Raw genomic sequence first — 25,076 nt, 5'->3', positions numbered from 1 at the left:
CTCAACATTCGGTCACGGCGACGCCACCGGCAGCCGATGAGGAAGCGCGCTTGAAGATCAGCGACATCGCAGTGGATTTGCCCTGGCGTTTTGCGCCGGACCGCCCCGTCGTCGGCCTCGACATCGGCTCTCGCGGCTCGAAAGCCGTCCTGCTGACCACGGATGAGATCCACACCACCTTCGTTGCTACCGGTCTGTACATGCAGGAGACGGCCGACGAGCTATTGGCGCGGCTGCTGCGGCAGACCGGCCTCGCGCGCCAAGACGTGAAGTTCGTGGTCGGCACCGGCTATGGGCGAATTTCGCTGGCCTATGACGACATCCCCTATCAGGTCGTTACCGAGATCACCTGTCACGCGCTCGGCGCCCACGCGCTCAATCCGCGGACCCGGACCATCATCGACATTGGCGGCCAGGATTCCAAGGCGATCAAGATCGATCCGGCGACCGGCAAAGTGGTGCAGTTCGTCATGAACGACAAATGCGCCGCCGGCACCGGGCGGTTTCTGGAAAAGGCCGCGGTGCTGCTCGGGCTCGGGCTCGACGAACTCGGCCCGGTGGCGCTGGCGGCGACCGCACCGGCGCAGATCTCCAGCCAGTGCGTGGTATTCGCCGAATCGGAAATGATCTCGCTGCGCGCCCGCGGCGAGCGCCACGGCGACGGCTCGGCGCGCGCCAATATCGCCGCGGGAATCCATTACGCCTCGGCGCGCCGGGTCAAGACCCTGCTCGGCCGGGTCGGCACCGAGCCCGACCTGGTGTTCACCGGCGGCGTCGCCAACAATGTCGGGATGCGCAAGGCGATGGAAGATTTGATCGGAAGGCCGTTCGCCGCCACCCCGATCGACATGATCTATGCCGGCGCACTCGGCGCCGCGGTGCAGGCCGGGCGCCTCGCCAGCGCGAAGCCTGCCGCTCATGGAGCGGCCAACGGTCACGCGCACCCCACCCACGCCGCCGCGGATCATCCTTTGCACCATCGCCACGACCTGCCGGCCGGCATCCGGCTGCCGGAGCGCGTAGCGAAACCCGCCCATGCCGTGCGGGCTGCGGCGCAGGCCGACGACTGAGATCGGAGAGACCATCATGCTGGACATTGCACACCCCGATCGTCCCGGCGAGGCGTCGCTGTCGGCGGACATCCTGCCGATCCGCGCCCTGATCGAGGCCGAGCAGCGCGACTTCATCGACCGCCAGGACGAGATCAAGCGCGCCGGCTATTTCTGCGCCTACACCCCGCCGGAGCTGCTCAACGCCGCAGGGCTGCGCCACGCCCGGCTGTTCAAGGCCGGCGATGCGCAGATCGTGTCGCAAGGCGAGCACTATACCCAAAGCGTGTTCTGCGATTTCAGCAAAAGCTGCATCGGCGCGTTCGATCGCAATGGCGGCGATCCGTTCTATCTGGCGGTCGATAAGCTGTACAATTTCCACACCTGCGCTTCGATGAAACGCGCCTCCGAGGTGATCGAGCAGTTTGTCCCCACCACGCTGTTCAACCTGCCGCGGATGCGCAATGAAGCTGCCTCGCGGCGCTACTTTCGCGAAGAGATTCTGCGGTTTCGCGACGATGCCGCGGCGCTCGCTGGTCGTCCGATCAACGATGACGACATCCACGCCCAGATCGTGCTGTTCAACCAGGCGCGTCGGCTGCTGAAAAAGCTCTCCGAGCTCCGGCAACGCGGCAATCCGCCGCTGACCGGGCTCGACTTCCTCGAACTGGTGCGCGGCTATTTCTATCTGCCGCCGGAGCGACTGATCACACTCTATCAACCGCTCTACGACAGGCTTAGCCGCACCCCCGACGACGGCGCGCGGCCGGTGCGGCTGATGATCACCGGCAGCATCATGGCCGACGGCGACCGCCGGCTGGTGAGCCTGATCGAACAGGAGATCGGCGCCCGCGTGGTCGCCGAGGATCATTGCGCGGGGTTGCGCCCGTTCGTCCATGAATTGTCGGAGAGCGGCGATCCGTTCGCGGCACTCGCCAACGGCTATCTCGACCAGGCGCCCTGCGCGCGGATGAAGCCGCTGGAAGACAGCCTCAGCTTTCCGACCTGCCTCGCGCAGGATTACGCCGTCGACGGCATCCTCTACGTCTACCTCAAATTCTGCGCCTGCTACGGCATCACCCGCCAGGCCTTCGTCAACCATTTCCAGGATCAGGGCATCCCGGTGCTCGAACTCTCCAGCGATTACTCGCAGAGCGATCACGGCCAGATCAAGACGCGGGTCGAAGCCTTCATCGAGATTCTGAATGAACGGCGCCACGACGTCGACCTCGCAGCACCCGCCCATTGAGACCTGCCGCAACGGCGCATCGCAAGGAACCTGTTCCATGACCCACACGGCTTCACTCGAACGCGACGCGCCCACCCTGCTCCGCCGCCGCCCGCGTCTGCCGTCGTGGTCGAAGGGATTGCAGGCGCTCGACGCAATGGCGCAGAGCTATTCATTCCGTTCGATTTTGGGCGCCGCCGATGCCGGCCGATCGGTGATCTGGGGTGGCTGGAGCTGGGAATCGCCACTCACCTATGCCTGCGACACCATTCCGGTCAGCTACGATCAATTATGGTCCGAGGAGAGTCGGGAATCTGAGGCGATCGCCGAGGATCACTTCCAGGTCCCGTCGGAATTCTGTTCGATGATCAAGGCCATGCTCGGTCGCCTGCACATCGACCGCGACCACAAGATCAAGCGCATCCTGCATTTCGGCTCCGGCTGCGAGCCGATCCATTCGGTGCTCGAACTGGCCAAGCAGGACGGCTACGACATCTTCACGCTGGACACCGTCACCGCGTTCCGTTCAACGGCGAAGCACGACGCCGATATCGCCTTCCTGGTCGAGGAATTGCAGCGGCTGTCGCACTGGCTCACCGGCAAGCCGGCCGATGAGGACCGCGTCGCGCTCGAGATCCGGCGCAAGAACGCGGTGCTGCACAAGGTCGCCCGGGTGCTGGAATTGCGGGCCCGCCACCCGCTCGACATCCCGGGGATTCACACCAAGCAGATCTTCATGGGGGCGATGCACGGCTTCGGCGATCTCGACGCTTTCGGCACCGTGCTCGATACTTTGATCGCCGAACTGGAAGAGCTCGACGACGAGCCGGAGGCGCCGGACTACATTCCGGTGGTGCTGGCGGGTTCAGTCGGCAACATTCAGATCTTCAACGCGATCGAGGAATCCAACGGCGCGATCGTCGGCTGGGTCTATCACGGCGCCGACACCTACCGCGAGGATCTGCCGCCGCTGCAAGCGCTGGCGCATTACGTGCTCGACGCCCAGAGCCGCGGCGACCTCGGCGAGGCGGTCGGCGCGTCGGTGGCCTATCGCCGCCATCTTGTCGAGGAGGAGGTGCGCAAGACCGGCGCCCGCGGCGTGATCTCGTCGTCGATCACCGGCTGCCCCTATGCCAGCCTGATGCAGCAGCTCGAACGCGATCACTTCAACCGCGCCGACATCCCGATCATCACGTTGGAAACCGACGTCCACCGCGAACCGCCGACCGAAGAGCAGGTGATGCGCGTCAAGGCCTTTATCGAGATGTTATCGTAGCCGCCGCCCCGCCCCGCCCGGCGCGCTGTGGTCACGACCACCGCTCGTCCGAGATCTGCGCCACCGGCGATCGACGAGGTTAGACCTCAGACGCCAGCGAGAGCCTGCGCCAGATCGGCGATGATGTCGTCCTGGTGTTCGATCCCGATAGACAAGCGGACGAAGCTGGGTGTGACGCCTGCCGCCAGCTGGTCCGCTTCGCTGAGCTGCGAATGCGTAGTGGCGGCCGGCTGAATCGCAAGCGATCGCGCATCGCCGATGTTGGCGACGTGATAAAATAGCTTCAGTGCCTCGATGAAGCGCTGGCCAGCCGCGATGCCACCCTTGAGTTCGAAGCCGATCAGCGCGCCGTAGCCACCCCGCATACAGGCATCGGCCCGGCGGCGCAGCTCGCCGCTCTGCAGCCCCGGGAAATGAACCCTGGCAACCTTCGGATGGTCTTTCAGATAATCGGCCACCGCGATGGCGTTAGCGTTGTGCTGCTCCATCCGGATCGGCAACGTCTCCAGACCCTGAAGCAGGTGGAAGGCCGCGATCGGAGTGATCGCCGCACCGAAGTCGGCGAGCAACTTCATCCGCGCCCGCAACACGAAAGCGATCGGACCGAACGGCCTTGCGACGTCGGTCCAGACCACACCGGGATACGCATCGTCCGGTTCTGTGAGCTGGGGAAAGCGCCCGGCTTGCCGCTCCCAGGGGAAATTGCCACCGTCGATGATGGCACCGCCGAGTGTGGTGCCGTGGCCACCGATGTACTTCGTCGTCGAATACATCACAATCGCCGCACCGTGCTCGAATGGGCGCACGGTCAAAGGCACCGAGGTGTTATCCATCACCAGCGGGACCCCCAAAGATCGCCCGATCTCGGCGACCTCGCGGATCGGAAACACCTCGAGCTTGGGATTCGGCAGCGTCTCGGCATAATAAAGCCGGGTGCGGGCGTCGGTAGCGCGGCGGAAATTCTCCGGATCGGTCGGATCGACGAACCGGGCCTCGATGCCCAACTCCCGCAAGGTGTTGTCGAACAAGATCCACGTGCCCCCATAGAGGCCGGTGGAGGTGACGAAATTATCGCCGGCCCGCGCCAGGTTCAGCACCGAAAACGCCGAAGCCGCCTGCCCGGAGGCGACCGCAAGAGCCGCGGCGCCGCCTTCGAAGGCCGCCAGCCGTTCCTCGAATGCGTGCTGCGTCGGATTGCTCACCGACGGATACAGCGCATCCAGCGCATCGATGCCAAAGCGCGGAAGCGTGGCGCGATCAGCATCGCCACCGTCAACACGCTGATGAATCGGCACCGCCCCAACGCCGCCGTTTAGGGCGCCATGAAGAGCAAACGTATCGGGGTGAAGCGCGATCGGGAAAGAAATCTCTTCGTGGGTCGGACGGGGCGTATGCATATCTGCTTTCAAGCCGAGTTACTTGACATCATTTCATGATCGTATTCTCTACAACCCTACTCAACAAGCCGGATTTACGCACGACCGCTATTCCGCTTCCCCGTAACGGACTACATCAAGTTACCAGCGGTTCACGACCGGACTCATTGATCGGCGTCGCGTCGGCTGCATCGAGGCTGCTAGCGATTGCGGCGCGGCACGCGGTGCGAACCGTATTGTCGCGCCATCACGCCGTGGAGACTATCCTCATGACCACGCAACAGGCTGCGAAGTTCGAGACCATCGCCGTGCATGGCGGCTCGTTCCGGGCTGATCCGGTGACCGGCGCGGTGGTGCCGCCGATCTACCTCACGACCTCGTATCAGTTCCAAAACACTGAACACGCCCGGCGCATTTTCGGCCTGGAAGAACTCGGCTACACCTATACGCGCACCGTCAATCCGACCCGCGAATTTCTCGAGCGGCGGATCGCGGCGCTCGAGGGCGGAGTGGGCGCGCTGGCGCTGGCAACTGGCAAGGCCGCCTCGCTCTATGCGTTGCTCAATCTGGCGCGCGCCGGCGACAATGTCGTGGTTTCGGCTGATATCGCCAAGGGTCGCCATGCGGGGCTGCCGATCACGCTGCATCAGCTCGGCATCGAGGTTCGGCTCGCCTGTGCGGACGATGTTGGCTCGTTCGTCCGGCTGACGGACGCGCGCACCCGCGCGTATTTTGTCGAAAGCCTGAGCGTGCCGGAGCTGCGTCCGTTCCCGATCGAAAGCGTTGCCGACACCGCCAATCAGCTCGGCGTGCCGCTGATCGTCGATAACACCGCCTTGCCGCTGTCGTGCCGGCCGTTCGAGCTCCGGGCTGCGGTGGTGGTCTATTCCGCGGCGGAATATCTCGGCGGCCACGGCACCACCGACGGCGGCCTTATCGTCGATGGCGGTGGATTTTCATGGGAGGCTCACGCGGCGCGCTTGCCGACGCTGGTGGAGCCGGACAGTTCCTATCACGGCGTGGTCTGGACCGAATTGGTGAAGAAGTGGAAGGCCAGCCCGTTCGTCGCGCGCACCCGGGCGCATCTGCTGCGGGATCTGGGTGCCGCGATCAATCCGCTAGCGGTGTTCCATCTGATCCAGGGTATCGAAACATTGCCGTTGCGGCTGCGGCGCCACAACGCCAATGCGCAACAGGTCGCGGCCTATCTGGCTGGACATCCGAAGGTCTCGGGGCTCGCTAGCGGCGCTGCGCTGATCGGCTTCGATCTCGCCGATACGCAAGCGACCACACGCTTCAAGAAAGCCCTTTGGCTGTTCGAAAGCGCGGCAACCTATGGCGGGGTTCGCAGCGCCGTCATCGCGCCGTCGACCGCGGCGAACCACGTGCTGCTTTCGATCGGCCTGGAGAATCCCCGCGACATTATCGGCGTACTGCAAGCGGCGCTCGCCGAAGCCTAAGCGCAAGCCGGTGCTGCGGCGATAACTTATTTCTCTCAAAACCGCTGAGCCAAGCTACAACATTCCAATTCCGTTTGCTCTGCGCTGTTCATGCTTGCGTAGCGCAACACCACGTGTTTTCTTGCCCCGCATCGTTATTGATAGTCCCGCGCATGGACAGGTAGCAACACCGTCATGGCCATCAATCTTCGCAGCCCCTCTGCCGAAATTCGTGAACAACGCCTTGGTACCATCACCGCATGGGACGGACCGGCGTCGCGGCTCGCCACTGAGTCGGCATTTTCGCGCGGCGGCTGCGGCCCCGGTTGCGGCGGCAAGGGTCAGCGCATCTGCGAGTTGGAGTCGCCTTTCACTCAGGGCTCGACCTGCAGCGAGCAGATCGCCGAAAGCCAAGCCAGCAATGTCCGCGATGCGGTGCTGGTGCAGCACTCGCCGATCGGCTGCGCCGCCGGCCATATCAACAGCAACGCCTTCTTCCGCAACGGCCTGTTGCGGCGCGGGCTCGCCCCGCGGAACGTCACCGGCCTCTCGACCAATCTGCTGGAGCGCGACATGGTCTACGGCGGCGCCGAGAAGCTGCGCGCCACCATCCGCGCCGCAGCGCAACGCCACCAACCGAAGGCCGTGTTCGTCGCCACCTCCTGTGCCACCGGCATCATCGGCGACGACGTCGAGAGCGTGGTGCGCGACTGCGAGGAGGAGCTCGGCCTGCCGGTGGTCGCGATGTATTGCGAGGGCTTCAAGTCCAAGCATTGGAGCTCCGGCTTCGACGCGCTCCAGCACGGCGTGCTGCGCCACGTCGTCAAGCCCGAGCCCGGCCCGCGGCGGGATAACCTCGTCAACATCATCGTGCTGTGGGGCAGCGACGTGTTCACGCCGATGCTCGCCGAATTGGGCCTCGAAGCCAACAACATCCTCACCGTCGCCTCGGTCGAAGAGATAGCCCGGGCCTCCGAGGCGGTGGCGTCAGCGACCTTTTGCTACTCGGTCGGCGGCTATCTCGGCGCGGCGCTGGAGCAGCAATACGGCGTGCAGGAGATCAAGGCGCCGCAGCCCTATGGCTTCGACGGCACCGACGCCTGGCTGCGCGCGCTCGGGGCGGCGACCGGCCGCGAGGAATTGGCCGAGGCCTACATCGCCCGCGAGCACGCCCGCGTCCGCCCGCAGATCGAGCGGCTGCGCGAACGTCTGAAAGGCGTGCGCGGCTATGTGGCGATGGGTGCCGCCTACGCTCACGGCGTGATCGGCGTGTTGCGCGAACTCGGCATCGAGGTGCCAGGGTCGTTGGTGTTCCACCACGACCCGGTCTACGACAGTCACGACGCGCGCCAGGATTCGCTCGGCCACATGATCGACACCTATGGCGACGTCGAGCATTTCAGCATCTCCAACCGCCAGCCTTACCAGTTCTACAATCTGCTGAAGCGCTCCGATCCGGATTTCATCATCATCCGCCATGGTGGCCTCGCCGGCCTCGCCTCCCGGCTCGGCGTGCCGGCGATCGCGCTCGGCGACGCCTCCACCGCGATCGGCTACCAGGGCATGATCGACCTCGGCGACGAAATCGTCGATGCGCTGGCGCAGCGCAAATTCCATCAGGATCTCGCCGGCCACACCAGCCTGCCCTACAAGCAGTGGTGGCTGGAGCAAACCGATCCCTATCTGCTGGCCCGCCAGGCGGCTGCCACGCAGGCCGCCGAATAGGACAGTCATCTGAATAGGACAGTCATGGCCATCACGCCACTGAAGACGCGCAACTCCGGCGCGGCACCGCTGGTTCCCGACATTGCGGAAGAAGGCCCGATCGAGCAGGTCCGCTACGCTTGCGCGCTCGGAGCAATGCAGACGGTGGCATCGATCCCGCGCGCCATTGCGATCACCCATTGCGGTCCGGGATGCGCGGATAAGCAATGCGGCGCGCTCGCGTTCAACAATGCCTATCAGGGCGGCGGCTGGGGCGGCCTCGGCGTCGCCCCCAGCACCAATGCCACCCAGCGCGAGGTGATCTTCGGCGGCGAGGACCGGCTGCGCGAGCTGATCACCCATACGCTCGATCTGATGGAAGCGGACCTGTTCGTGGTGCTCACCGGCTGCATTCCCGATCTGATCGGCGACGACGTGCCGGCGGTGGTGCGCGAGTTCCAGGCGCGCGGCGCGCCGGTGGTGCATGCCGGCACCGGCGGATTCCGTGGCAACAATTATTTCGGCCATGAGGTGGTGACGCGCGCCATCATCGATCAGTTCGCCGGCCCCTACGACGGACCACGCGAGGCGGGCCTGGTCAATCTGTGGTCGCCAATCCCCTATCAGGATCCGTTCTGGCGTGGCGATCTGGTCGAGCTGAAACGCCTCCTCGAAGGCATCGGTCTGCGCGTCAACGTGCTGTTCGGCCCGGGCTCGGCCGGCGTCGCCGAGTGGCGCGCGATCCCGCGAGCGCAGTTCAACCTGGTGCTGTCGCCCTGGCTGGGGCTGGCCACTGCGCAGCATCTCGAGCGCCAATACGGCCAGCCGTTCCTGCACATTGCGGTGCCGCCGATCGGCGGGCGTCAGACCAGCGAGTTCCTACGCCAAGTCGCGGGGTTTGCCGGCGTGCCCGAAGCGCCGGCGGCGGCTTTCATCGCCGCGGAGGAGCGCGACTACTACGGCTACATCGAGGCGTTCTCGGAGTTCTATTCGCAATATCGCTGGGGCCTGCCGGCACGCTTCGCCGCAGTGGGCGATGCCGCGACCACGCTGGCCCTCAGCACCTTCGCGGTCCGCCAGCTCGGCCTGATGCCGGCCTGCGTGGTGGTGACCGACAATACGCCCGCCGAACATCGCGACGCGGTGCGCGCCGCGTTCCGCTCGCTCGACCACGATGTCTCGATCGAGCCGGTCTTCGCCGAGGACAGCTACGCGGTTCACGCCGCGATCCGCGCCGCCGATTTCGGCCGCAAGCCGCCGCTGATCTTCGGCACCACCTGGGAACGCGATCTCGCCAAGGAACTGCGCGGGTTCATCCTCGAAGTCGGCTTCCCGGCGTCCTACGAAGTGGTGCTGTCACGCGGCTATGCCGGATATCGCGGCGCGCTGACGCTGATCGAGCGCATCTACACCACCGCAATCAGCCGCAGCGCCTGAGCGGCCACCGCGCCGCCCGCGTCCATGCATCCAACACCGGTGACATTGCGTCTGCTGCGTCGCTCGGATCAAGGGTGGCGGTCTCCATGGCGGGCATGCTCACCCGGATTAGACCGTGCTGGCCTCAGACGGAGATGGGACGGTGCCGTTGAAGATCGGGGCGCGCTTTTCGAAAAACGCGGCGATGCCCTCGCGATAGTCGTCCGCGGTGTTGACCGCCTCCACGGTGGCGCGGGCGATGGCGGCGGCCTCCGAGGGACCTTTCGGCAGCGTCGCGCCGACGAAATTCTTCAACAGCTTGAGCACCAGCGGCGCATTCGCGGCAATCTCGGCGGCGAACTTCCGGGCGACCGTCAATTGATCGCCGCTCGGCACGACGCGGTTGACCAGGCCGATCTCGTAGGCGCGGTGGGCATCGATCGAGCCGCCGACCAGCAGCAATTCCATCGCAACCTTGTGCGGAATCCGCGCCGCGAGCGAACTGATCAGCCCGCCGCTATAGCCGACCTTGGCCTCGGGATAGGACAGCACGGTGTTGTCTGCGGCGATCGCCAGGTCGGCGAACTGCACCAGCACCAGGGCGCCGCCGATCACCAGTCCGCCGATCGCGGCGATGATCGGCTTTTCGACCGGCACACCGACACCCGGCACGGCGCGCCAAAAGTCGTGAGGAATATCCTTGAGGTTGGCGCCGGCGCTGAACGCGCGGTCGCCATTGGCGGTGAGAATGGCGACGCGATCGCTGCCGGCGTTGAAACGATGCCAAGCTTCATGTAGGCCGTCGACCACCGAATGGTCGATGACGTTGTGCTTATCCGGGCGGTTGATGGTGATTTCGGCGATCCCGTCGCGGGACTGATACAGCACGCTCGACATGGCGGTCCTTTCGTAAGCTCAGGTTGCGGCGGTTTGGCCGGCGATTTCGATCAATTTGGTTTTCTGGCCGGACCGCGGCAGGCTGCCGTGCGGCAGGATGCTGACCACCGGGCGGAAGCTCAGCAACTCCCGGATCCGATGCGCGATGTCGTCGGCGAGGCTCGGCCACGCCGCTTCCGGCACATCCGACGCCGCTTCGATCACCAGCCGCAGCGGCGGCTCGACCTTCGGCGGCGGGCGGTCCAGCCTGATCCGCAATTCGCCGGACACCCGGGGCTGAAATTGCAGCACGACATTCTGGATCGCCGCCGGATAGACCTTGACGCCCTTGATGGCGAGCATGTCGTCGACGCGGCCGACCACTTCCATCCGTGTGCCGAACACGCCGCAACCAGGACAGACGCCGACGTGGATTTTCAGAATATCGCCGGTCGCGTAGCGGAACGCCGGCGCGGCCTGATAATCCAGCGCGGTGTGGATCGCCTCGCCCACCGCGCCGTCGGTCAGCGCTAGCGGTTGTTTGGTCGCCGGGTCGACCAGATCGTAACGGAAACAGGTGTCGTCGCTGAGATAGTGCATGCCGTGATAGTCGGAGCTTGCGCAGGACGAGGCGGCGTTGTGCCAGGCGCCGCCCATGAAGTCGAAGACTTCCGCACCGAATTCCTCGCGCACGCGCTGCCGGAACGCGGGCAGCCCGGCCCCGGGTTCGCCGGCGCACAGCACGCGCTTGATCCCGAGGGCTGCGACCGGCTTGCCGATCTCCTTCGGCGCGCGCTCGACCAACTGGGTCACCATCGACGGCGTAGCGAATAGCGTGGTCGGCCGAGTGAACGCGATGTAGCGCAGGATCTTCGGCACACCGGCCTCCGCCCCCAGCGCCACCGGCCGCGCGCCATAAGCTTCCAACGCCTGGACATAGGTAATGCCCGCCAGCCACAGCGACAGGCCGAAGGCGTGAAACGTGGTCTCGCCGGGGCGAATGCCGGCGTGCGCGAACAGCCGTGCAAGGACGCGATGCGAAATCTCCAGGTCGCGCCGGCTGAACACATAGAACGTCGGCTGGCCAGTGGTGCCCGAGGTGGCGGCCAGGTGGACCGCCTGCTCGACCGGCACGGTGAGATGCAGCCCGAACGGATGGCCGTAACGCGCCAGCGAGTCCTCCTGCGATTGCCGATGGCTGGCCTTGTCCAACATCGCCGGCAAGCGACGGAAATCATCCAGCGAGCGGACATCGTCCGGCGACGACAGCCCGGCAGCGATCAACCGCGGCCGGAAGTAGTCCGCGTTGCTCCAGACGTGGCGGATCTGCTGTTTCAGCCTCTCGAAACGGTAGACACCGAGGGCGGCCTGATATTCGGCAGGGTCGCGACTGTCGATGGTCGCCGCATCATGAAGAACGGTCACGCTTGTAGTTCCGGGATTCGCACGCTTTGAAGAATAAGATCGGACGCGCGTTCGGCGATCATGATGGTCGGCGCGTTGGTGTTTCCCGACACCAATGTCGGCATCACCGACGCATCGACCACCCGTAAGCCCTGGACGCCATGCACGCGCAATTCGCTGTCGACCACCGCGTCGGCGTCCCGTCCCATCTTGCAGGTGCCGACCGGGTGATACAGCGTCTTGCCGGTGCGACGTGCAAACTCCAGAAGGTCGCTATCGGTCGTCACGCCGCTGCCGGGCAGCCGTTCGGCGGCAACGCCGGCCAGCGCCTTCTGCGCGGCAATATGGCGGGCGAACCGGAGTCCTTCGAGCAGCACCGCTTTGTCGCGATCGTCGGTCAAATAGCCGGGACGGATGGCCGGCGCGGCCCGCGGATCGGGCTGCGAAATCAGAATCGTTCCGCGGCTGTTGGGGCGCAGTTGGCACACCCCGCAGGTCAGCCCGGGTTCAGTCTCGACCTTGCCGGTTTCGAAATCGAAGGTCGCCGGCATCACATGAAACTGCACGTCCGGGTTGTCGGGATCGGAGATCGTCGGCAGGAAGACGTTGATCTGCGCCGCGCTCAGCGTGAGCAGACCGCGACGCGACGCTGCGTAGCGCAGGATTTCGCGGACCAGCCGCCAGCCGCGGGTGGTCTCGTTGAAGCTACCAAGGCGGCGGACGGCGTAGGTCAGGCTTACCATGTAATGGTCTTGCAGATTCTGCCCGACGCCCGGCAGGTCGGCGATGACCTCGATGTCGAGCGATCGCAGATGATCGGCGGCGCCCACGCCCGAGTGTTGCAGCAGCGCCGGACTGCCGATCGCTCCGGCTGCGACGATCACCTCGCGGCGCGCCGAATAGGTTTCGGTTTGGCCACCTCTCACCGCGACCACGCCGGTGGCGCGGCGGCCGTCGAAAGTGAGGCGCATGGCATGCGCATGGGTGACCACGTGGAGATTGTCGCGACCGCGCACCGGCTTCAGATAGGCGTTGGCGGTGCTGCTGCGCAGGCCGTTGCGCACCGTCAACTGAAAGTAGCCTGCGCCGGCCTGCCGATCGCGATTGAAATCATCAAGCGGCGTCAGGCCCGCCTCGACCGCGGCGGCGATATAGGCATCCGAAAGCGGATGCCGGACGGTCGGATCCGAGACGCCAAGCGGGCCGCCAGCGCCGTGAAACGCGTCGGCGCCGCGTGCCTGATCCTCCGCCTTGCGGAAATACGGCAGTACGTCGGCAAACCCCCAGCCCGGATTGCCGAGGTCGCGCCATGCGTCGTAATCGTGCGGCTGACCGCGAATATACAATAGCCCATTGATCGCCGAACTGCCGCCGAGCACCTTGCCGCGCGGCCAGAGTATCGCGCGGTCTCCGCTCGATGGCTCGGGCTCGGTGCGATACAACCAGTTGCCGCGCGGATGCGCGCGATTCCAGACGTAGCCGACCGGCAAATGAAACGAAGGGTGCCCACCCGGCCCGCCCGCCTCCAGCAGCGCGACCTGATGACGGCCATCGGCGCTCAATCGATTGGCGAGCACGCATCCGGCACTGCCGCCCCCGACGATCAGGTAATCGAACTGCCGCGTCACGCTCACAACTCCGCTCCGTCTCACGATCTCGCCGCTTCCGACCGATGTGACGGATGTTCAGCTTGCATCGACCGCGCGAGAAATCGGTTCGCCGCGGCCCGGCTCGACGAGCGAGATTTCGCCGGCCGACATCTTCCGTCAGCACACTGGCCGCCGGATCAAATCAGCGTCAATACGCTGTTGAAATTTGCAACGTCTTGCCCTCCTCGCAACATTTGGCGAAACGAGCGCGCTAAGTTTCGGCCGAAATTGAGAACGTACTGCGCCCGATGGTCTGACGGCGCGCCGCAAGGGGCGCAAATCAGCTGGCCACAGATCGCACGATGCCTCATGTCGTGGACTCGTCCCGGCTCTCCGTAAGTCCGACCGCGCAGCATGAACCGCGCATTCTCGGAGCAACAAGAGAATGTCTTGTCGGCTCCGCTGCGCTATGAGTTCGTGCCTGACCACAGAAGAGACGTGACGTGATGCCCACTGACTTCATCGCCGGCACCGTTTCGAGCGGCGCGACGCCGCCCACCTCGGCGCTTTCCTCCCCGCTCCGCTTCGATGCGCGGCGCTATTTCGGAGCGACCGCATTGCGGCGCATCAAGGACGAGGTCGAGATCGAACTGGCGGACCGCGCCTATCTGCCCGATCTCAGCGATCTCCAACGCGACTGGGTGTCCAGCGTCGCGGCACCGGCATTTCGTGCGCTGGCGCGCCGTCGCGCGACGCCGGTGCGGGCGTTCGCATCGATCGGCACCGGCTCCGGCGTCGATGCGCTGGCGGCGATCGAGATTCTGGACGCCGACGTCGTCAGCATCACCGACCTGTTCGACGAGGTGGTTGCCGCCGCCGAACGCAACGTCCGTCGCAACCTTCGAGCGGGCGTCGACGTGGTGCTGCACGCCGGCGCCGGCGACCTGCTCACGCCGCTGGCGCCGAGCGGCGCGAAGTTCGATGTGATCTACGAGAACTTGCCGAACCTGCCGGTCGACGATGCCCGGCTGATCGAGCGGGACAAGACCAGTGCGGCATTCCTGGCGCCGCGGGCCGAAATCATTCCGCAGTTGGTGACCGATTGGCTGCTGACCATGCATTACCTCGCGCTGGTGCAGGCGCGCGAGGCCTTGACGCCGGGCGGCGTGGTGCTGTCGACCATCGGCGCGCGGTTACCTCTTGACGTGATCGCACGGATGTCACGCACCGCGGGGTTAGCTCCCACGTTCCTGACCTATGGCTGGAAGGTGCAGGCCGATGCCGAGGACGTCATCTCCACCTATGCGCATTGGGAGCGGCAGGGACTGGGACCGTTCCAGTTCTATGCCGTGGATCAGTTGGAAGCGGCGTTCGAGGGGCTCGATCCCGGTGAAGCCGGCTACCATGCCGAGGCTCTGGAGACGGCGCTGGCGGACGGCCAATTCAGCGCGGTGGCTGCGTGGGAGGCGCACCGCAGCGGCGCACGGATCGGGCATACCTATGTCGTGCTGCAATCCGGGCTGAGCTAGTGGCCGAGAGCGCGGACGACCAGCTCTTCGCAACGCTGCTTGCGGCGCTTGGGCTGTGGTTCGCCGATCAGACCGGCGTCAGCGCCGAGGCGGCGGAGGAAATCCGCAGCGTCGAATCTCGCCTAGCCGGGCTGGCGACGCAGCCGGCCAACTGGCAGCCAACTGGACATCCGTTGACGCGGCATTTGCCGCTGGCGCTCGATCTCGCCGATCGGGTTGCGCCGAACATCGCCACGGCGCTCCGTCCGCTCGCCGCACGATTGCCGTGGCGCTACGGCTATGCGCCCCGATCCGATGCAGCCGGCTTGGAAAACGCCATGGGTTGGGCCGAACTGATTGGGCCTGTCGCACCCATCGTCAGCAGCGAGGTCTGCTTCGGCCTGACGCTGATCGGCCCGCACAGCTTCTACCCGCCGCACCGCCATCCGGCGGTCGAACTCTATCGTGTGGTGGTGGGCCACCCGGAATGGACGGTGGGCAGCGACAGCGCGGTCCTCGCACCCGGATCGGCCATCCTGCATCGAAGCAACGTAGTCCATGCGATGCGCACCGACCACGAGCCGCTGCTGGCGATCTATTCCTGGAGCGGCGACGTCGAAACCTCGTCGATCTGGGCGTAAATGGCGAAACCCGCAATCATCGCGGCCCCCAGCCTCCGAACACGCTCGCGTCGTTGGTTGAGTGGCGGTGTTTCTGCTGGCGGGTCCTCGACCCTGCTGGCCGTCTGGCGCTGCTCGTCGCCGGGAAATGACACGCCACTGCGTGGGTGGACCCGGGCCCTATCGATTCAAGTTGCGACAAGACGCCAATGATGGCGTCCATGGATCACCGTGGCATCGTCCGGAGTCTCGACTGCTTTGACTTTAGCGAAGGTCGCCTGATTGCGCGGATAGCCAGATCGGCTTTGGTTGTGATCGATACCCGCGACATGTCGCACTCCATTCGTCAGTCGTGTGGCAGATCGCATATGGATAAGTCACGATACAGCAATTGGCGCGGCTGTCTGCACGCTTCAGTTGGCGATCTCTCCTCGGTATGATCTTGGAGCCACCGCTGCCGCGTTCACCTTCGTGAACGTTGCTCAGGACGCAGCAATCGTCGCGAGCAGGTCGTTCCTTAATCGCATGGCAACCGGCCGCCGCTATGCTTTGCACGCGCTCGCGCTAGTCTCTCAGTCCCGCCTCGAACCTCCGATGGAGCCTGCCATGTCCACCGCCAAGACCCTGCTGCAACTCGCTGGCGCCGATCTCAATCCGGCCAAGCTGGCTGACGCCACCCTGGTGCTGATCGACATCCAGAACGAATATCTCGAGGGGCCGATTGCGGTCGATGGCGCGCAGGCCGCGGTCGCCGCCGCGGCGCACTTGTTGAAGGCGGCGCGCGCAGCCGGCACGCCGATCTTCCACGTCGCGCACCAGGGCAAGGTCGGCAGTCTGTTCGACCGCATCGCGCCGCGCGGTCAACTGATCGATGCGGTGGCGCCGCTAGCCGCCGAGACCGTGGTCGAGAAGACACTGCCGAATTCCTTCGCCTCCACCGATCTGCACGCGTTGCTGAGCGCCACCGGACGCAAGCAGTTGCTGCTTGCCGGTTTCATGACTCATATGTGCGTCAGTTCCACTGCGCGTGCGGCGCTCGACCTCGGCTATCGCGTCACCCTGGTTGCGGACGCTTGCGCGACCCGCGACCTGCCGGATGGACAAGGCGGCGTGGTGCCCGCGGCTACCCTTCACAAAGTGGCGTTGGTCGAACTCTCGGATCGTTTCGCGGTGATCGCGCAGACCGCCGCTGAAATCGACTGACCGATCGCCGGCTATGCCGGGATCTGGCCTCGGCGTAGACGCGAATAGACCCGGCCCTGCGGATAGCAATTGTCGGCGCCGCGCTGATAGGTGGTGGATGGATGCAGCGGAGGAACCAGCGCGCCGGTCGCAGCGTCAATTCGTCCGAGCGCTTCCGCGGCCAGGGTCTCGGTCAGCAAAGCTCGTTCAATCACCAGCGGTCACCTTTTGGGCTTGGGAGTCATGTCGCGCGGCGGGCGGCACTTCGGCTCACATCGACGCCGCCGTGATGTTGAAGGCTGTTCATTCGGTCAGCATCTTAGATCGATCGATGCGTGCGATGCCAGTCTCGATCAGGACGGTCACGGCGTCGCGGGCCACCCATGCTGGAAACTCGCCATGCTGAAGAACTCCATCCTCGCGATGGATCAGTTGCGAGAACGTCTTTCCAGTTGATTTGCGCTAATAACTAATTGAAACATCGAATGTCTCGTCGAGGTATTATCGTCGCGTCAAACTGCGCTCGACGCGAGGCGCTGCATCAATGATAAGGGGAGTAAACCGATGACGACGATATCCCGGCGCCTGGCGATCAGTCTGGTCTTGGTAGCAATCTTTGCGCCTTCGGCCGCAGTTGCCGCTGACAAGCCGAGGGAGATCCGGATCGATTGGGCGACCTACAATCCGGTGGCCATCGTGCTGAAGCAGCAAGGCCTGCTCGAGAAGGAGTTCGCCAAGGACGGCATCGGCATCGTCTGGGTGCAGTCGGCCGGCTCCAACAAGGCGCTCGAATTCCTCAACGCCGGCTCGATCGATTTCGGCTCCACCGCTGGTTCGGCCGCACTGGTCGCCAAGATCAACGGCAACCCGATCAAGTCGATCTACGTCTATTCGCGGCCCGAATGGACCGCTCTGGTGACCACCAAAGACTCGAAGATCACCTCCATTGCCGACCTCAAGGGCAAGCGAGTGGCGGTGACCCGCGGCACCGACCCCCATATCTTTCTGGTACGCGCCCTGCTCGGCGCCGGCCTGAACCAGAACGACATCACCCCGGTTCTGCTGCAGCACGCCGACGGCAAGGCCGCGCTGATCCGCGGCGACGTCGATGCCTGGGCCGGCCTCGATCCGATGATGGCGCAGGCGGAAGTGGAGGAAGGCGCGCGGCTGTTCTACCGCAAACCCGAGGCCAACACCTGGGGCATCCTCAACGTTCGCGAGGACTTCCTCAAGGAGCATCCCGACTTGGTTCGCCGCGTGCTGGCCGTCTACGAAGACGCGCGCAAATACTCGCTCGCTCATTACGACGATCTGAAGCAGGCGTTCATCGGCGTCACCAAGCTGCCCGAGGCCGTGGTCGACAAGCAACTCAAGGAGCGAACGGAGCTTAGCCACAGCAGGATCGGCGCGCCGCAGCGCGACTCCATTCTCGCCGCCGGACTGGCGCTGCAGCAGGCCGGCGTGATCCAGCCGTCGGTCGACGTGAAGGCCGTGCTCGACAATCTGATCGACGATCAGGTGCCGCTGCCGACGAACTGAGTTCGTCGCGCGGCGAACGGCGTTGGGGCTGCCGAGGTTGTCGTTCCCGGTGCTTGCGGTTCACGCCGTGCCGCATCCGGTGGCTCGAATTGTATGCCGTCTCTCCCTTGGATGAAGGCGGTGCTCACGTGGAGACTTAGTTGGGAAGCGGTTTGCTCATGGCCATGACGTTAGACAATGCCGCGCCCGTCACGACGGTGGTTGCACCGGCGCCGCGCCGCGCGCGGCTTTGGCGGGGGCCGGTGCTCGGATTGCTGTTGCCGCTGATGGTGGCGTTCGGCTGGGAAACGGCCGTGTATCTCGGCTATTCCACCGGCCGGCTGGTGCCGCCGCCTTCGCGGGTGTTCGCCACCCTCGCCGAGCTGGCGAGAACCGGGGAACTCGCCCGCCATGTCGCCGCCACGCTCGGCCGCGTCGCCGCCGGTTTCGGTCTCGGCGTGCTCTCCGGCACGCTGCTCGGCGCCGTCGCCGGCTATTGGAGCCTGGCGCGCCGGCTGCTCGATCCGACCGTGCAGGCGCTCCGCGCCATCCCATCGATCGCCTGGGTGCCGCTATTCATTCTGTGGCTCGGCATCTTCGAGACCTCGAAGGTGGCGCTGATCGCGATCGGCGTGTTCTTCCCGGTGTATCTCGGCATGATGGGCGCGATCCGCTCGGTGGACCGCAAGATCGTCGAGGTCGGCCGCGCGTTCCGGTTGTCCGGCCCGGCGATGATCCGGCGCATCCTGCTGCCGGCGGTGCTGCCGGCCTATGTGCTGGCGCTCCGCGTCGGGCTCGGGCTTGGCTGGATGTTCGTCGTCGCGGCGGAATTCATGGGCGCTTCGGAGGGGCTCGGCTTCCTGCTGATCGACGGGCAGCAGCTCGGCAAGCCGGCGCAGATCGTCGCGGCGATCGTGATCTTTTCCTTGCTCGGCAAGACCACCGACTGGCTGATCGAGATCGCAACGGCACCGCTGCTGCGCTGGCAGGATGCGTTCGGGCGTCACGACGGAGAGATTTGATGCTGGTGCTCGACGGCGTCGACAAGACCTACCCCAACGGCGTCCACGCGCTGCAATCGTTCTCTGCAAGAATCAATCTCGGCGAGATCGTTGCGGTGATCGGCGGCTCGGGTTGCGGCAAGTCGACATTGCTGCGTGCGATCGCCGGACTCGATCGAGCGACCGCAGGCACTGTCGCGCTCGACGGTGAGAGCGTCACCGCGCCACACCCCAAGATCGGCATCATCTTCCAAGAGGCGCGGCTGCTGCCGTGGCTGAGTGTCGCCGACAATATCGGCTTCGGTCTCGACGGGCTGCCGCGATCAGAGCGCCATTCACGTGTCGCCGTCGCGCTTGCCCGAGTTGGGCTTGCGGACAAAGCCAAAGCATGGCCACGCGAGCTTTCCGGCGGTCAAGCCCAGCGCGTGGCGATCGCGCGAGCACTGGTGCCGCAGCCGGAAGTCATTCTGCTCGACGAGCCGTTCTCGGCGCTCGACGCGTTCACCCGCACCGATCTGCAGGACCACCTGCTCGATCTCTGGGCCGATACCCGACCGACGCTGATCCTGGTGACCCACGACGTCGAGGAAGCGGTGGCGCTTGCCGACCGCGTGCTGGTGATGCGACCGCGGCCGGGACGGTTGTTCGAGGAAATCCGGACCGATCTGCCGCGTCCGCGCGACCGCTCCTCGGCGTCCTTCGAAGACGTCAAGCGCGCCGTCTTGCACTCGCTTGACCTCTCCCTGCAACGTCATCGGCACCAAGACGACGATTTGCTCAACGCGGGCGCTGGGATATAAGCATGCAAAACCTGGGAGGAGCGATCGATGGATGCGCTGGAATTGCGTGCGCTGCAGGCACCGATCAAGGAGCGCTACAAGGCCGATCCGGCCACCGCGCTGATCACCTTGAAGGCCAAGGGCGCGATCGACGCCGACGAAATCAGTTGCAAGGTCGAAACCGGAAAGGCTCTGGCGACGGCCGGTCTGCATCCGGCGACCGGCGGCTCCGGGCTCGAGCTCTGCTCCGGCGACATGCTGCTGGAGGCGCTGGTCGCCTGCGCCGGCGTCACGCTGAAGTCGGTTGCCACCGCGATCGAGCTGCCGCTATCGCGGGGCGAGGTGTTCGCTGAGGGCGATCTGGATTTTCGCGGCACGCTCGGCGTCGACAAGGAAGCGCCTGTCGGCTTTCGCGAGATCCGGCTGCGATTTGAGGTCCGAACGGATGCGCCGCAGGACAAGCTCGATCTGTTGCTGAAACTCACCGAGCGCTATTGCGTGGTGTATCAGACCATCAAGAACGGCCCGAAGGTTTCAGTCTCGCTGCATCGCGTCTAGCCGTTGCGCTCCCGCCGTCCATGGAGGACCGATGATCACCGCCATTGTGCGCTATCGCCTGCCCGCGCATATCGATCGTGCCGCATGCCGCGATCATTTCGAAACGATCGCTCCGGGTTTCCAGTCGGTGCAAGGACTGCTCAGCAAGCACTTCATCTGGAGCGAGCGCGGCGTCGCCGGCGGCGTGTATCAATGGGCGAGCCTGGCGGACGCCGAGGCGTTCTACTCCGGACCCTGGCGCGACGGCATCATTCAACGCTACGGGACGGCGCCGGAGATCGAGTTCTTCACGGTGTTCGCCAAGACCGACAACGAGGCCGGAACGGTGACCGTCATCGAACCCGCCCCGGCCGGCGCGACCTCCGTTGCGGATTGAAGCGCCCGGCGGGCCGGCAATGCTCAATATATGGCCCGCGCGTGGCTCTCAGGGGCGGCAACAACGGTCACGCACGCGAGTTAGCAACTCGCAATTCGCGCGAAAAAACTGATTGACCCGTCCTGACGGTGCATCCGGCCGTGCCTCAAGCGTGTTATTATGGCGATCCACGCAATGATCATGCGAAAATACCATGGCGATGCCAACCTTGCACAACGGAATCCGTTTGTCCCTGAATGAGAACCCGTTCGGCCCCTCGCCGCGGGCGCTGCAAGCCATACGGAATGCGCTGACGCACCTGAGCAGCTACGCCGGCGATGACCTCGTCGATCTGAAGGCAACCATCGCCGAATTGGACAACATCGCCCCGGAGCAAATCGTGCTCGGCGAGGTGCTCAATGTGTTCGGGCTGTACCTTGCCGCACGCGGTGGTCCGAACGGCGAGTTCCTCTATTCGGAGCCCGGCTACACCGCGCTCGTCGACGCGGTTGCTCCGGCCGGGGGCAGGGAAATCGGCATTCCGCTCAACGATCGCTTGCAGAACGACCTCCCCTCGATCGCCGAGCGCGTTAGCGACCGTACACGAGCGGTCTACCTCGTGAATCCGCACAATCCAACCGGACTCGTCGAACAGAAGGAGGAGTTCTTAACGTTTCTGCGCCGGCTTTCCCAGCGCACTTTGGTGCTGGTCGACGAAGCTTATCTGGACTATTTGCCTGACTTTCGCGAAAGGACTGCAGCGCGTCTGGTGCGCGAAGGCGCGCGCATCATTGTGTTCCGCACCTTTGCCAAGCTCCACGCCCTCGCCGGACTTGCATTCGGCTATGCTTTGGCCCCGCCTGATATCGCCGCCGCCATGAGCCAGATCGGAGTGGGCGCCTTCTTTAACATCAACCGCCTCAGCCTCGTCGCGGCGAACGCAAGTCTCACCGACCACGCGTTCATCGACACCGTTCGCACGCAAGTGGAGGCCGAGCGCGACGCCTGGCAGGCCATGCTTCGCGACCACCTCGTCCGCTTCACGGACTCCCAGGGAAATTTCATATTCTTCGATACCAAACGTCCGCAACGGCTGCTGGCGGCGGAGTTCGCCGCAATGGGAATTGATATCGGCCGAAGCCACTCTCCGCTGGAAACCTGGGCGCGCATCTCGATCGGGCTCCCCGAGACCAACGCTATCGCTCGGCGCGTCGTTGCAAACTATCTGTCCTCTCAATGACCGAACGTTTGCTGCGCCGACGCGCTCGCTTCGCTGTCGAGCGGAGCCGCAACAGCCACTACAAAATCAACGAGAGATCGGACAATGAAAGGCCAAGCCGTGAGCCGCGGCTTGCCGGTCAGTTATCGCGGCTTCATCGTCTTCAAAAATCCACGACCCCAAGGGCAATGCCCTTCGCGACCCCGTGGGTCTTGTTGGACGCGTTCAATTTACGCAGCGCTTGCTTGATGAATCCGTCAACCGTTTCCGCTGACAGCCCCAGGATCTCAGCGGTATCCGCAACGGTCTTGCCACGGGCCGCCCAAGACATCACCTCGCGCTCGCGGAGAGTGAGGTGGAGCGGTAGCTCGACATCGGGGGGGCGAAAGATCGCGCAAGCGTTGCGCCGATCTCGTCCCACCACATCGATCGCACGCTGAATCCAGTAGATCATGATGAGGTGCAATTCGTGCCTGTGCTCCGCAAAGAGCTTCTGAAAACATGACGCGCTGTCCACCCAAAAGAATACCGTCGAACTTGAGTGAATCGCACCCAATCGGTTCCGATAGTGAAACGGAACCACGTATCCATCGGTAAAACCAAACTCCTTCGCCGCATCCATCATTCGGTTTTCCGGCGGACGCCGTCTCCCGATTTGCCTTGGAAGATCCAGGTGGTGCCAGGCAAACGGGGTGTTGGTTCGTCGCGCCCTGGCCAGGGCAGGATCAACACGGATGAAATCGTTCTGGCGGTAAGCGTGCTCCCAGGCGATCGGATGGGTGCCCGTGTAGTAGGGAACATCAAGCTCCGGGCGGGCTGCATCTAAGAATGCAAAACTAGCAAACCCGTAGTCTTGGATAATCTGGTGAAGGGAGATTCTCAGATCATCCATGCAATCCGCTGATTCGATGACGGAAATCGCATCACACAGCTTCATTTCGAAATCCCCCCCTTTTCGGGGGTGCCGGCACCGTTCGCTCTTTGCCCAAGATGACATGCTTTTTGGGAGATGAGTTATGCACGGTCCCCCCACCCGATACCAAGCCCTGATCACTACTGAAGATATCGACCCCGGCAGTGTGCGGGCGTTGCTGCGGTTGCGCAAGCGCCTGTTCGTCGACAAGTGCGGTTGGCAATTACCGACCCAAGGCGACATCGAGCGCGATCAGTTCGATACCGCGGGAGCGCAGCACTGCCTGCTGTTCCATCGCGGCGAACTTGTGGGCGGGTTCCGGGCGATCCGCACCGACCAGCCATACCTGTCGCAAGAGATCGCTCCGCACCTCGCAGAGCGGGGCTTTCCGCGGAGCCCCGATATTTGGGAGATCAGCCGGTTCGGCGTGCTCCCGCCAGTTGGAAATGGGGTTGAAGCGGCTCGCATGAACTATGCAGCCATGTTTCGGTTCGCAGAATCCCGCCGTGCAACCTCGTTGGTCGCGCTTGCTGACCTGGCCTATGAGCGCTTCCTCGGACGGATGGACATCATCACCCACCGGTTGGGTGCACCGGCGATCATCGGAACTGATAGTCGCGGCGCGAGCCTCACGGCGGTTGCCGGCGAAATTCCTCTCGATCCCGCGATCAACCGCGGGCTGCATAAATTCCTCGATTTGTCGCGAAACCTGGAGATCCAAGATGACACACGCATTCTCCGACGTGCGAGCATTCCGGCGTGATCCGCTGCGGTTTCTCCTGGACCGGGGCAACCGAGCGCCCGTCGGCCTCGAAAGATTGCATCTGGGACCGAAGCCGGTCTTGCTGGTCACCGATCCGGCGCTGATCCGGCCGATGTTGAAGGCTCCCGAAACCGAAATCGGCAAAGGTCGGCTGATCAGGAAATTGCAGCCCATCCTGGGGCAGAGTTCATTGATGCTGCACGGCGAGAAGCACAAGCGCCGACGGGACGTCCTGCAGAAGCGCATGGCGAAGGGCGCCGTGGAGCGCTACCTGCCGGAACTGTGTGCTGAAATCCGCGCGGTCGGCGCCAAGATCGGACGCCTGGGTTGTTTCGATCCACACAGGCACACCGCAGCCCTTGCCCTCCGAACCATCTGCATCGCGGTGTTCGGGACGCAGCTCATTTCGGCTGGCGACGAACAAGCACTGGTGCAGGCGGTGGGCATGATCGAGGACGACCTCGCCGACGACATGTTTCGCGTGCTGCCCGTCGGTCCGGTCGGCTGGTATCGCCAAAAGCGACGCCGGGACTTCGCCAAACTGGCGATGTCGACCGTCGTCCAGAGACTGCGCGAAAGGGCTGGCAGCGCAAGTGTGCTGAAGGACCTGGAGGACCTGGGACTCACCGACGAGGAATTGCACGATGAAATCCTGACCTTGCTGCTCGCAGGTCACCATACCACGGGCACCACGGCCGCGTGGATCTTGTATCATCTGGCGGTTGATCCAGACCTGATGCAATCGATCGCGGCGGAAGCGTCAGAGTGCGCGGATGGGTCAGGCGAGTTGCGGGCCGATGCCGTCCGACGCGCGGAATTAAGCGCCACGCTGGTGAGGGAAGTCTGCCGGCTTTATCCTGGAGCGTGGTGGTTCTCGCGTGAAGTGATGAGCTCGACCACGATAGCCGGCCATAAACTCGCCAAGGGCACTTCTCTGTTGATCTCTCCCTGGCAACTTCAGCGGGATCCCCGCTATTGGGATCAGCCGGACCAATTCCTGATGGATCGCACCTATTCAACCGATGCGTACCTGCCGTTCGGCGCCGGTCCTCGCGCTTGCGCCGGGATGGGTGTCGCCATGCTCGAGCTTCAGTTACTGGCACTCGAAATGGCTGCCGCCTTCCGGTTTACGTCGGTCACTCCGAACCCTCCGCCGCGGCCGAAGGCATCAGTGACGCTGATCCCGCCGCCGATGAGCATCGAGGTCGAGCTGCGGGCTGATGCCGGGCGTTGTCAGTCGGTCATGGCCTGGCCAGACGTTCAGCCAGCGCGATCACGAGCAGTCGGTCGCTCTTTTTGGTGA

General features: G+C 64.4%; 23 protein-coding genes. 17 read left to right on the top strand and 6 right to left on the bottom strand.

What is annotated here, in order from left to right; genetic code table 11:
* The first annotated feature begins 50 nt into the window (after window positions 1-50).
* From HNR60_RS08145 to HNR60_RS08135, 3 genes are read left to right on the top strand one after another with little or no spacing between them, the layout of a single operon-like run.
* Window positions 51-1,070 carry an acyl-CoA dehydratase activase gene (locus HNR60_RS08145; protein ID WP_184256226.1) on the top strand — a complete coding sequence of 340 codons (1,020 nt, stop codon included), beginning with the start codon at window positions 51-53 and terminating at the stop codon, window positions 1,068-1,070.
* Between the two features lie 16 nt (window positions 1,071-1,086).
* Entirely contained in the window at window positions 1,087-2,298 is a 1,212-nt protein-coding gene (locus tag HNR60_RS08140; RefSeq protein ID WP_184256224.1) for a 2-hydroxyacyl-CoA dehydratase subunit D, read from the top strand.
* A gap of 37 nt (window positions 2,299-2,335) precedes the next feature.
* On the top strand, window positions 2,336-3,553 hold the full coding sequence (locus HNR60_RS08135) for a 2-hydroxyacyl-CoA dehydratase family protein (protein ID WP_184256222.1): 1,218 nt from the start codon (window positions 2,336-2,338) through the stop codon (window positions 3,551-3,553).
* Window positions 3,554-3,639: 86 nt separating this feature from the next.
* On the opposite strand, the gene HNR60_RS08130 is transcribed toward HNR60_RS08135, so the two are convergent.
* The gene (locus HNR60_RS08130; protein ID WP_184256220.1) at window positions 3,640-4,950 is read right to left on the bottom strand and encodes an O-acetylhomoserine aminocarboxypropyltransferase/cysteine synthase family protein; all 1,311 of its coding nucleotides are present in this window, start codon (window positions 4,948-4,950) and stop codon (window positions 3,640-3,642) included.
* A 248-nt stretch (window positions 4,951-5,198) separates the two neighbouring features.
* On the opposite strand from HNR60_RS08130, the gene HNR60_RS08125 reads away from it, so the two are divergent.
* The 3 genes from HNR60_RS08125 to HNR60_RS08115 all read left to right on the top strand — a co-directional run bounded on the left by HNR60_RS08125 (window position 5,199) and on the right by HNR60_RS08115 (window position 9,509).
* Window positions 5,199-6,389 carry a PLP-dependent transferase gene (locus HNR60_RS08125; protein ID WP_184256218.1) on the top strand — a complete coding sequence of 397 codons (1,191 nt, stop codon included), beginning with the start codon at window positions 5,199-5,201 and terminating at the stop codon, window positions 6,387-6,389.
* A 174-nt stretch (window positions 6,390-6,563) separates the two neighbouring features.
* Window positions 6,564-8,093: a nitrogenase component 1 gene (locus HNR60_RS08120; RefSeq protein WP_184256216.1), complete on the top strand. Its 1,530-nt coding sequence runs from the start codon at window positions 6,564-6,566 to the stop codon at window positions 8,091-8,093.
* A 24-nt stretch (window positions 8,094-8,117) separates the two neighbouring features.
* Window positions 8,118-9,509: a nitrogenase component 1 gene (locus tag HNR60_RS08115; RefSeq protein ID WP_184256214.1), complete on the top strand. Its 1,392-nt coding sequence runs from the start codon at window positions 8,118-8,120 to the stop codon at window positions 9,507-9,509.
* Window positions 9,510-9,617: 108 nt separating this feature from the next.
* On the opposite strand, the gene HNR60_RS08110 is transcribed toward HNR60_RS08115, so the two are convergent.
* Genes HNR60_RS08110 through HNR60_RS08100 form a run of 3 tightly spaced genes read right to left on the bottom strand, consistent with a single transcriptional unit; the run spans window position 9,618 to window position 13,396 of the window.
* A complete protein-coding gene (locus tag HNR60_RS08110; protein WP_184256212.1) occupies window positions 9,618-10,385 on the bottom strand; it encodes an enoyl-CoA hydratase/isomerase family protein in 768 nt (255 codons plus the stop codon).
* Window positions 10,386-10,403: 18 nt separating this feature from the next.
* On the bottom strand, window positions 10,404-11,789 hold the full coding sequence (locus HNR60_RS24395; protein WP_184256210.1) for a phenylacetate--CoA ligase family protein: 1,386 nt from the start codon (window positions 11,787-11,789) through the stop codon (window positions 10,404-10,406).
* Entirely contained in the window at window positions 11,786-13,396 is a 1,611-nt protein-coding gene (locus HNR60_RS08100) for a GMC family oxidoreductase N-terminal domain-containing protein (protein WP_184256208.1), read from the bottom strand. The genes HNR60_RS24395 and HNR60_RS08100 overlap by 4 nt, the downstream gene beginning before the upstream one ends.
* A gap of 467 nt (window positions 13,397-13,863) precedes the next feature.
* On the opposite strand from HNR60_RS08100, the gene HNR60_RS08095 reads away from it, so the two are divergent.
* The 3 genes from HNR60_RS08095 (at window position 13,864) to HNR60_RS08085 (ending at window position 16,688) form a co-directional block, all read left to right on the top strand.
* Window positions 13,864-14,886, top strand: coding sequence for a class I SAM-dependent methyltransferase (locus HNR60_RS08095; RefSeq protein ID WP_210313377.1), 1,023 nt, complete (start codon window positions 13,864-13,866; stop codon window positions 14,884-14,886).
* Window positions 14,886-15,506 carry a dimethylsulfonioproprionate lyase family protein gene (locus tag HNR60_RS08090; RefSeq protein ID WP_184256206.1) on the top strand — a complete coding sequence of 207 codons (621 nt, stop codon included), beginning with the start codon at window positions 14,886-14,888 and terminating at the stop codon, window positions 15,504-15,506. Before HNR60_RS08095 ends, HNR60_RS08090 begins: the two co-directional genes overlap by 1 nt.
* Before the next feature lie 585 nt (window positions 15,507-16,091).
* A complete protein-coding gene (locus tag HNR60_RS08085) occupies window positions 16,092-16,688 on the top strand; it encodes a cysteine hydrolase family protein (RefSeq protein ID WP_184256389.1) in 597 nt (198 codons plus the stop codon).
* Between the two features lie 11 nt (window positions 16,689-16,699).
* On the opposite strand, the gene HNR60_RS08080 is transcribed toward HNR60_RS08085, so the two are convergent.
* A complete protein-coding gene (locus HNR60_RS08080; protein ID WP_184256204.1) occupies window positions 16,700-16,882 on the bottom strand; it encodes a hypothetical protein in 183 nt (60 codons plus the stop codon).
* A gap of 349 nt (window positions 16,883-17,231) precedes the next feature.
* Here HNR60_RS08080 and HNR60_RS08075 point away from each other — a divergent pair, with 349 nt between their 5' ends.
* The 6 genes from HNR60_RS08075 to HNR60_RS08050 all read left to right on the top strand — a co-directional run bounded on the left by HNR60_RS08075 (window position 17,232) and on the right by HNR60_RS08050 (window position 22,118).
* Complete coding sequence (locus HNR60_RS08075; RefSeq protein ID WP_184256202.1) at window positions 17,232-18,206, top strand: aliphatic sulfonate ABC transporter substrate-binding protein; 975 nt, start codon at window positions 17,232-17,234, stop codon at window positions 18,204-18,206.
* 158 nt (window positions 18,207-18,364) lie between these two features.
* Entirely contained in the window at window positions 18,365-19,207 is an 843-nt protein-coding gene (locus HNR60_RS08070; protein WP_184256200.1) for an ABC transporter permease, read from the top strand.
* Window positions 19,207-19,986, top strand: coding sequence for an ABC transporter ATP-binding protein (locus HNR60_RS08065; RefSeq protein ID WP_184256198.1), 780 nt, complete (start codon window positions 19,207-19,209; stop codon window positions 19,984-19,986). The genes HNR60_RS08070 and HNR60_RS08065 overlap by 1 nt, the downstream gene beginning before the upstream one ends.
* Window positions 19,987-20,013: 27 nt before the next feature.
* Window positions 20,014-20,523: an OsmC family protein gene (locus HNR60_RS08060; RefSeq protein WP_184256196.1), complete on the top strand. Its 510-nt coding sequence runs from the start codon at window positions 20,014-20,016 to the stop codon at window positions 20,521-20,523.
* Between the two features lie 31 nt (window positions 20,524-20,554).
* Window positions 20,555-20,899, top strand: a complete 345-nt coding sequence (locus tag HNR60_RS08055) for a hypothetical protein (protein ID WP_184256194.1) — start codon at window positions 20,555-20,557, stop codon at window positions 20,897-20,899.
* A 193-nt stretch (window positions 20,900-21,092) separates the two neighbouring features.
* Window positions 21,093-22,118, top strand: a complete 1,026-nt coding sequence (locus tag HNR60_RS08050; protein ID WP_184256192.1) for a pyridoxal phosphate-dependent aminotransferase — start codon at window positions 21,093-21,095, stop codon at window positions 22,116-22,118.
* A gap of 142 nt (window positions 22,119-22,260) precedes the next feature.
* Here HNR60_RS08050 and HNR60_RS08045 read toward each other — a convergent pair whose 3' ends face one another.
* A complete protein-coding gene (locus tag HNR60_RS08045; RefSeq protein WP_184256190.1) occupies window positions 22,261-23,034 on the bottom strand; it encodes a LuxR family transcriptional regulator in 774 nt (257 codons plus the stop codon).
* Window positions 23,035-23,113: 79 nt separating this feature from the next.
* Here HNR60_RS08045 and HNR60_RS08040 point away from each other — a divergent pair, with 79 nt between their 5' ends.
* Both HNR60_RS08040 and HNR60_RS08035 read left to right on the top strand, forming a co-directional pair.
* On the top strand, window positions 23,114-23,773 hold the full coding sequence (locus HNR60_RS08040; RefSeq protein ID WP_184256188.1) for an acyl-homoserine-lactone synthase: 660 nt from the start codon (window positions 23,114-23,116) through the stop codon (window positions 23,771-23,773).
* On the top strand, window positions 23,733-25,076 hold the full coding sequence (locus HNR60_RS08035; RefSeq protein ID WP_184256186.1) for a cytochrome P450: 1,344 nt from the start codon (window positions 23,733-23,735) through the stop codon (window positions 25,074-25,076). Before HNR60_RS08040 ends, HNR60_RS08035 begins: the two co-directional genes overlap by 41 nt.

It is taken from the genome of Rhodopseudomonas rhenobacensis (assembly GCF_014203125.1).
In the GTDB taxonomy this organism is placed as follows: Bacteria; Pseudomonadota; Alphaproteobacteria; order Rhizobiales; family Xanthobacteraceae; genus Rhodopseudomonas_A; species Rhodopseudomonas_A rhenobacensis.
This window is presented reverse-complemented; position numbering and strand designations above follow the sequence as displayed.

What these genes read in the sequence shown, in the direction of transcription:
- HNR60_RS08140 (WP_184256224.1), top strand. Translation starts at nt 1,087, where the DNA reads ATGCTGGACATTGCACACCCCGATCGTCCCGGCGAGGCGTCGCTGTCG.
- HNR60_RS08135 (WP_184256222.1), top strand. Translation starts at nt 2,336, where the DNA reads ATGACCCACACGGCTTCACTCGAACGCGACGCGCCCACCCTGCTCCGC.
- HNR60_RS08130 (WP_184256220.1), bottom strand. Translation starts at nt 4,950, where the DNA reads ATGCATACGCCCCGTCCGACCCACGAAGAGATTTCTTTCCCGATCGCG.
- HNR60_RS08125 (WP_184256218.1), top strand. Translation starts at nt 5,199, where the DNA reads ATGACCACGCAACAGGCTGCGAAGTTCGAGACCATCGCCGTGCATGGC.
- HNR60_RS08120 (WP_184256216.1), top strand. Translation starts at nt 6,564, where the DNA reads ATGGCCATCAATCTTCGCAGCCCCTCTGCCGAAATTCGTGAACAACGC.
- HNR60_RS08115 (WP_184256214.1), top strand. Translation starts at nt 8,118, where the DNA reads ATGGCCATCACGCCACTGAAGACGCGCAACTCCGGCGCGGCACCGCTG.
- HNR60_RS08110 (WP_184256212.1), bottom strand. Translation starts at nt 10,385, where the DNA reads ATGTCGAGCGTGCTGTATCAGTCCCGCGACGGGATCGCCGAAATCACC.
- HNR60_RS08095 (WP_210313377.1), top strand. Translation starts at nt 13,864, where the DNA reads ATGCCCACTGACTTCATCGCCGGCACCGTTTCGAGCGGCGCGACGCCG.
- HNR60_RS08085 (WP_184256389.1), top strand. Translation starts at nt 16,092, where the DNA reads ATGTCCACCGCCAAGACCCTGCTGCAACTCGCTGGCGCCGATCTCAAT.
- HNR60_RS08075 (WP_184256202.1), top strand. Translation starts at nt 17,232, where the DNA reads ATGACGACGATATCCCGGCGCCTGGCGATCAGTCTGGTCTTGGTAGCA.
- HNR60_RS08070 (WP_184256200.1), top strand. Translation starts at nt 18,365, where the DNA reads ATGGCCATGACGTTAGACAATGCCGCGCCCGTCACGACGGTGGTTGCA.
- HNR60_RS08065 (WP_184256198.1), top strand. Translation starts at nt 19,207, where the DNA reads ATGCTGGTGCTCGACGGCGTCGACAAGACCTACCCCAACGGCGTCCAC.
- HNR60_RS08060 (WP_184256196.1), top strand. Translation starts at nt 20,014, where the DNA reads ATGGATGCGCTGGAATTGCGTGCGCTGCAGGCACCGATCAAGGAGCGC.
- HNR60_RS08055 (WP_184256194.1), top strand. Translation starts at nt 20,555, where the DNA reads ATGATCACCGCCATTGTGCGCTATCGCCTGCCCGCGCATATCGATCGT.
- HNR60_RS08050 (WP_184256192.1), top strand. Translation starts at nt 21,093, where the DNA reads ATGGCGATGCCAACCTTGCACAACGGAATCCGTTTGTCCCTGAATGAG.
- HNR60_RS08045 (WP_184256190.1), bottom strand. Translation starts at nt 23,034, where the DNA reads ATGAAGCTGTGTGATGCGATTTCCGTCATCGAATCAGCGGATTGCATG.
- HNR60_RS08040 (WP_184256188.1), top strand. Translation starts at nt 23,114, where the DNA reads ATGCACGGTCCCCCCACCCGATACCAAGCCCTGATCACTACTGAAGAT.
- HNR60_RS08035 (WP_184256186.1), top strand. Translation starts at nt 23,733, where the DNA reads ATGACACACGCATTCTCCGACGTGCGAGCATTCCGGCGTGATCCGCTG.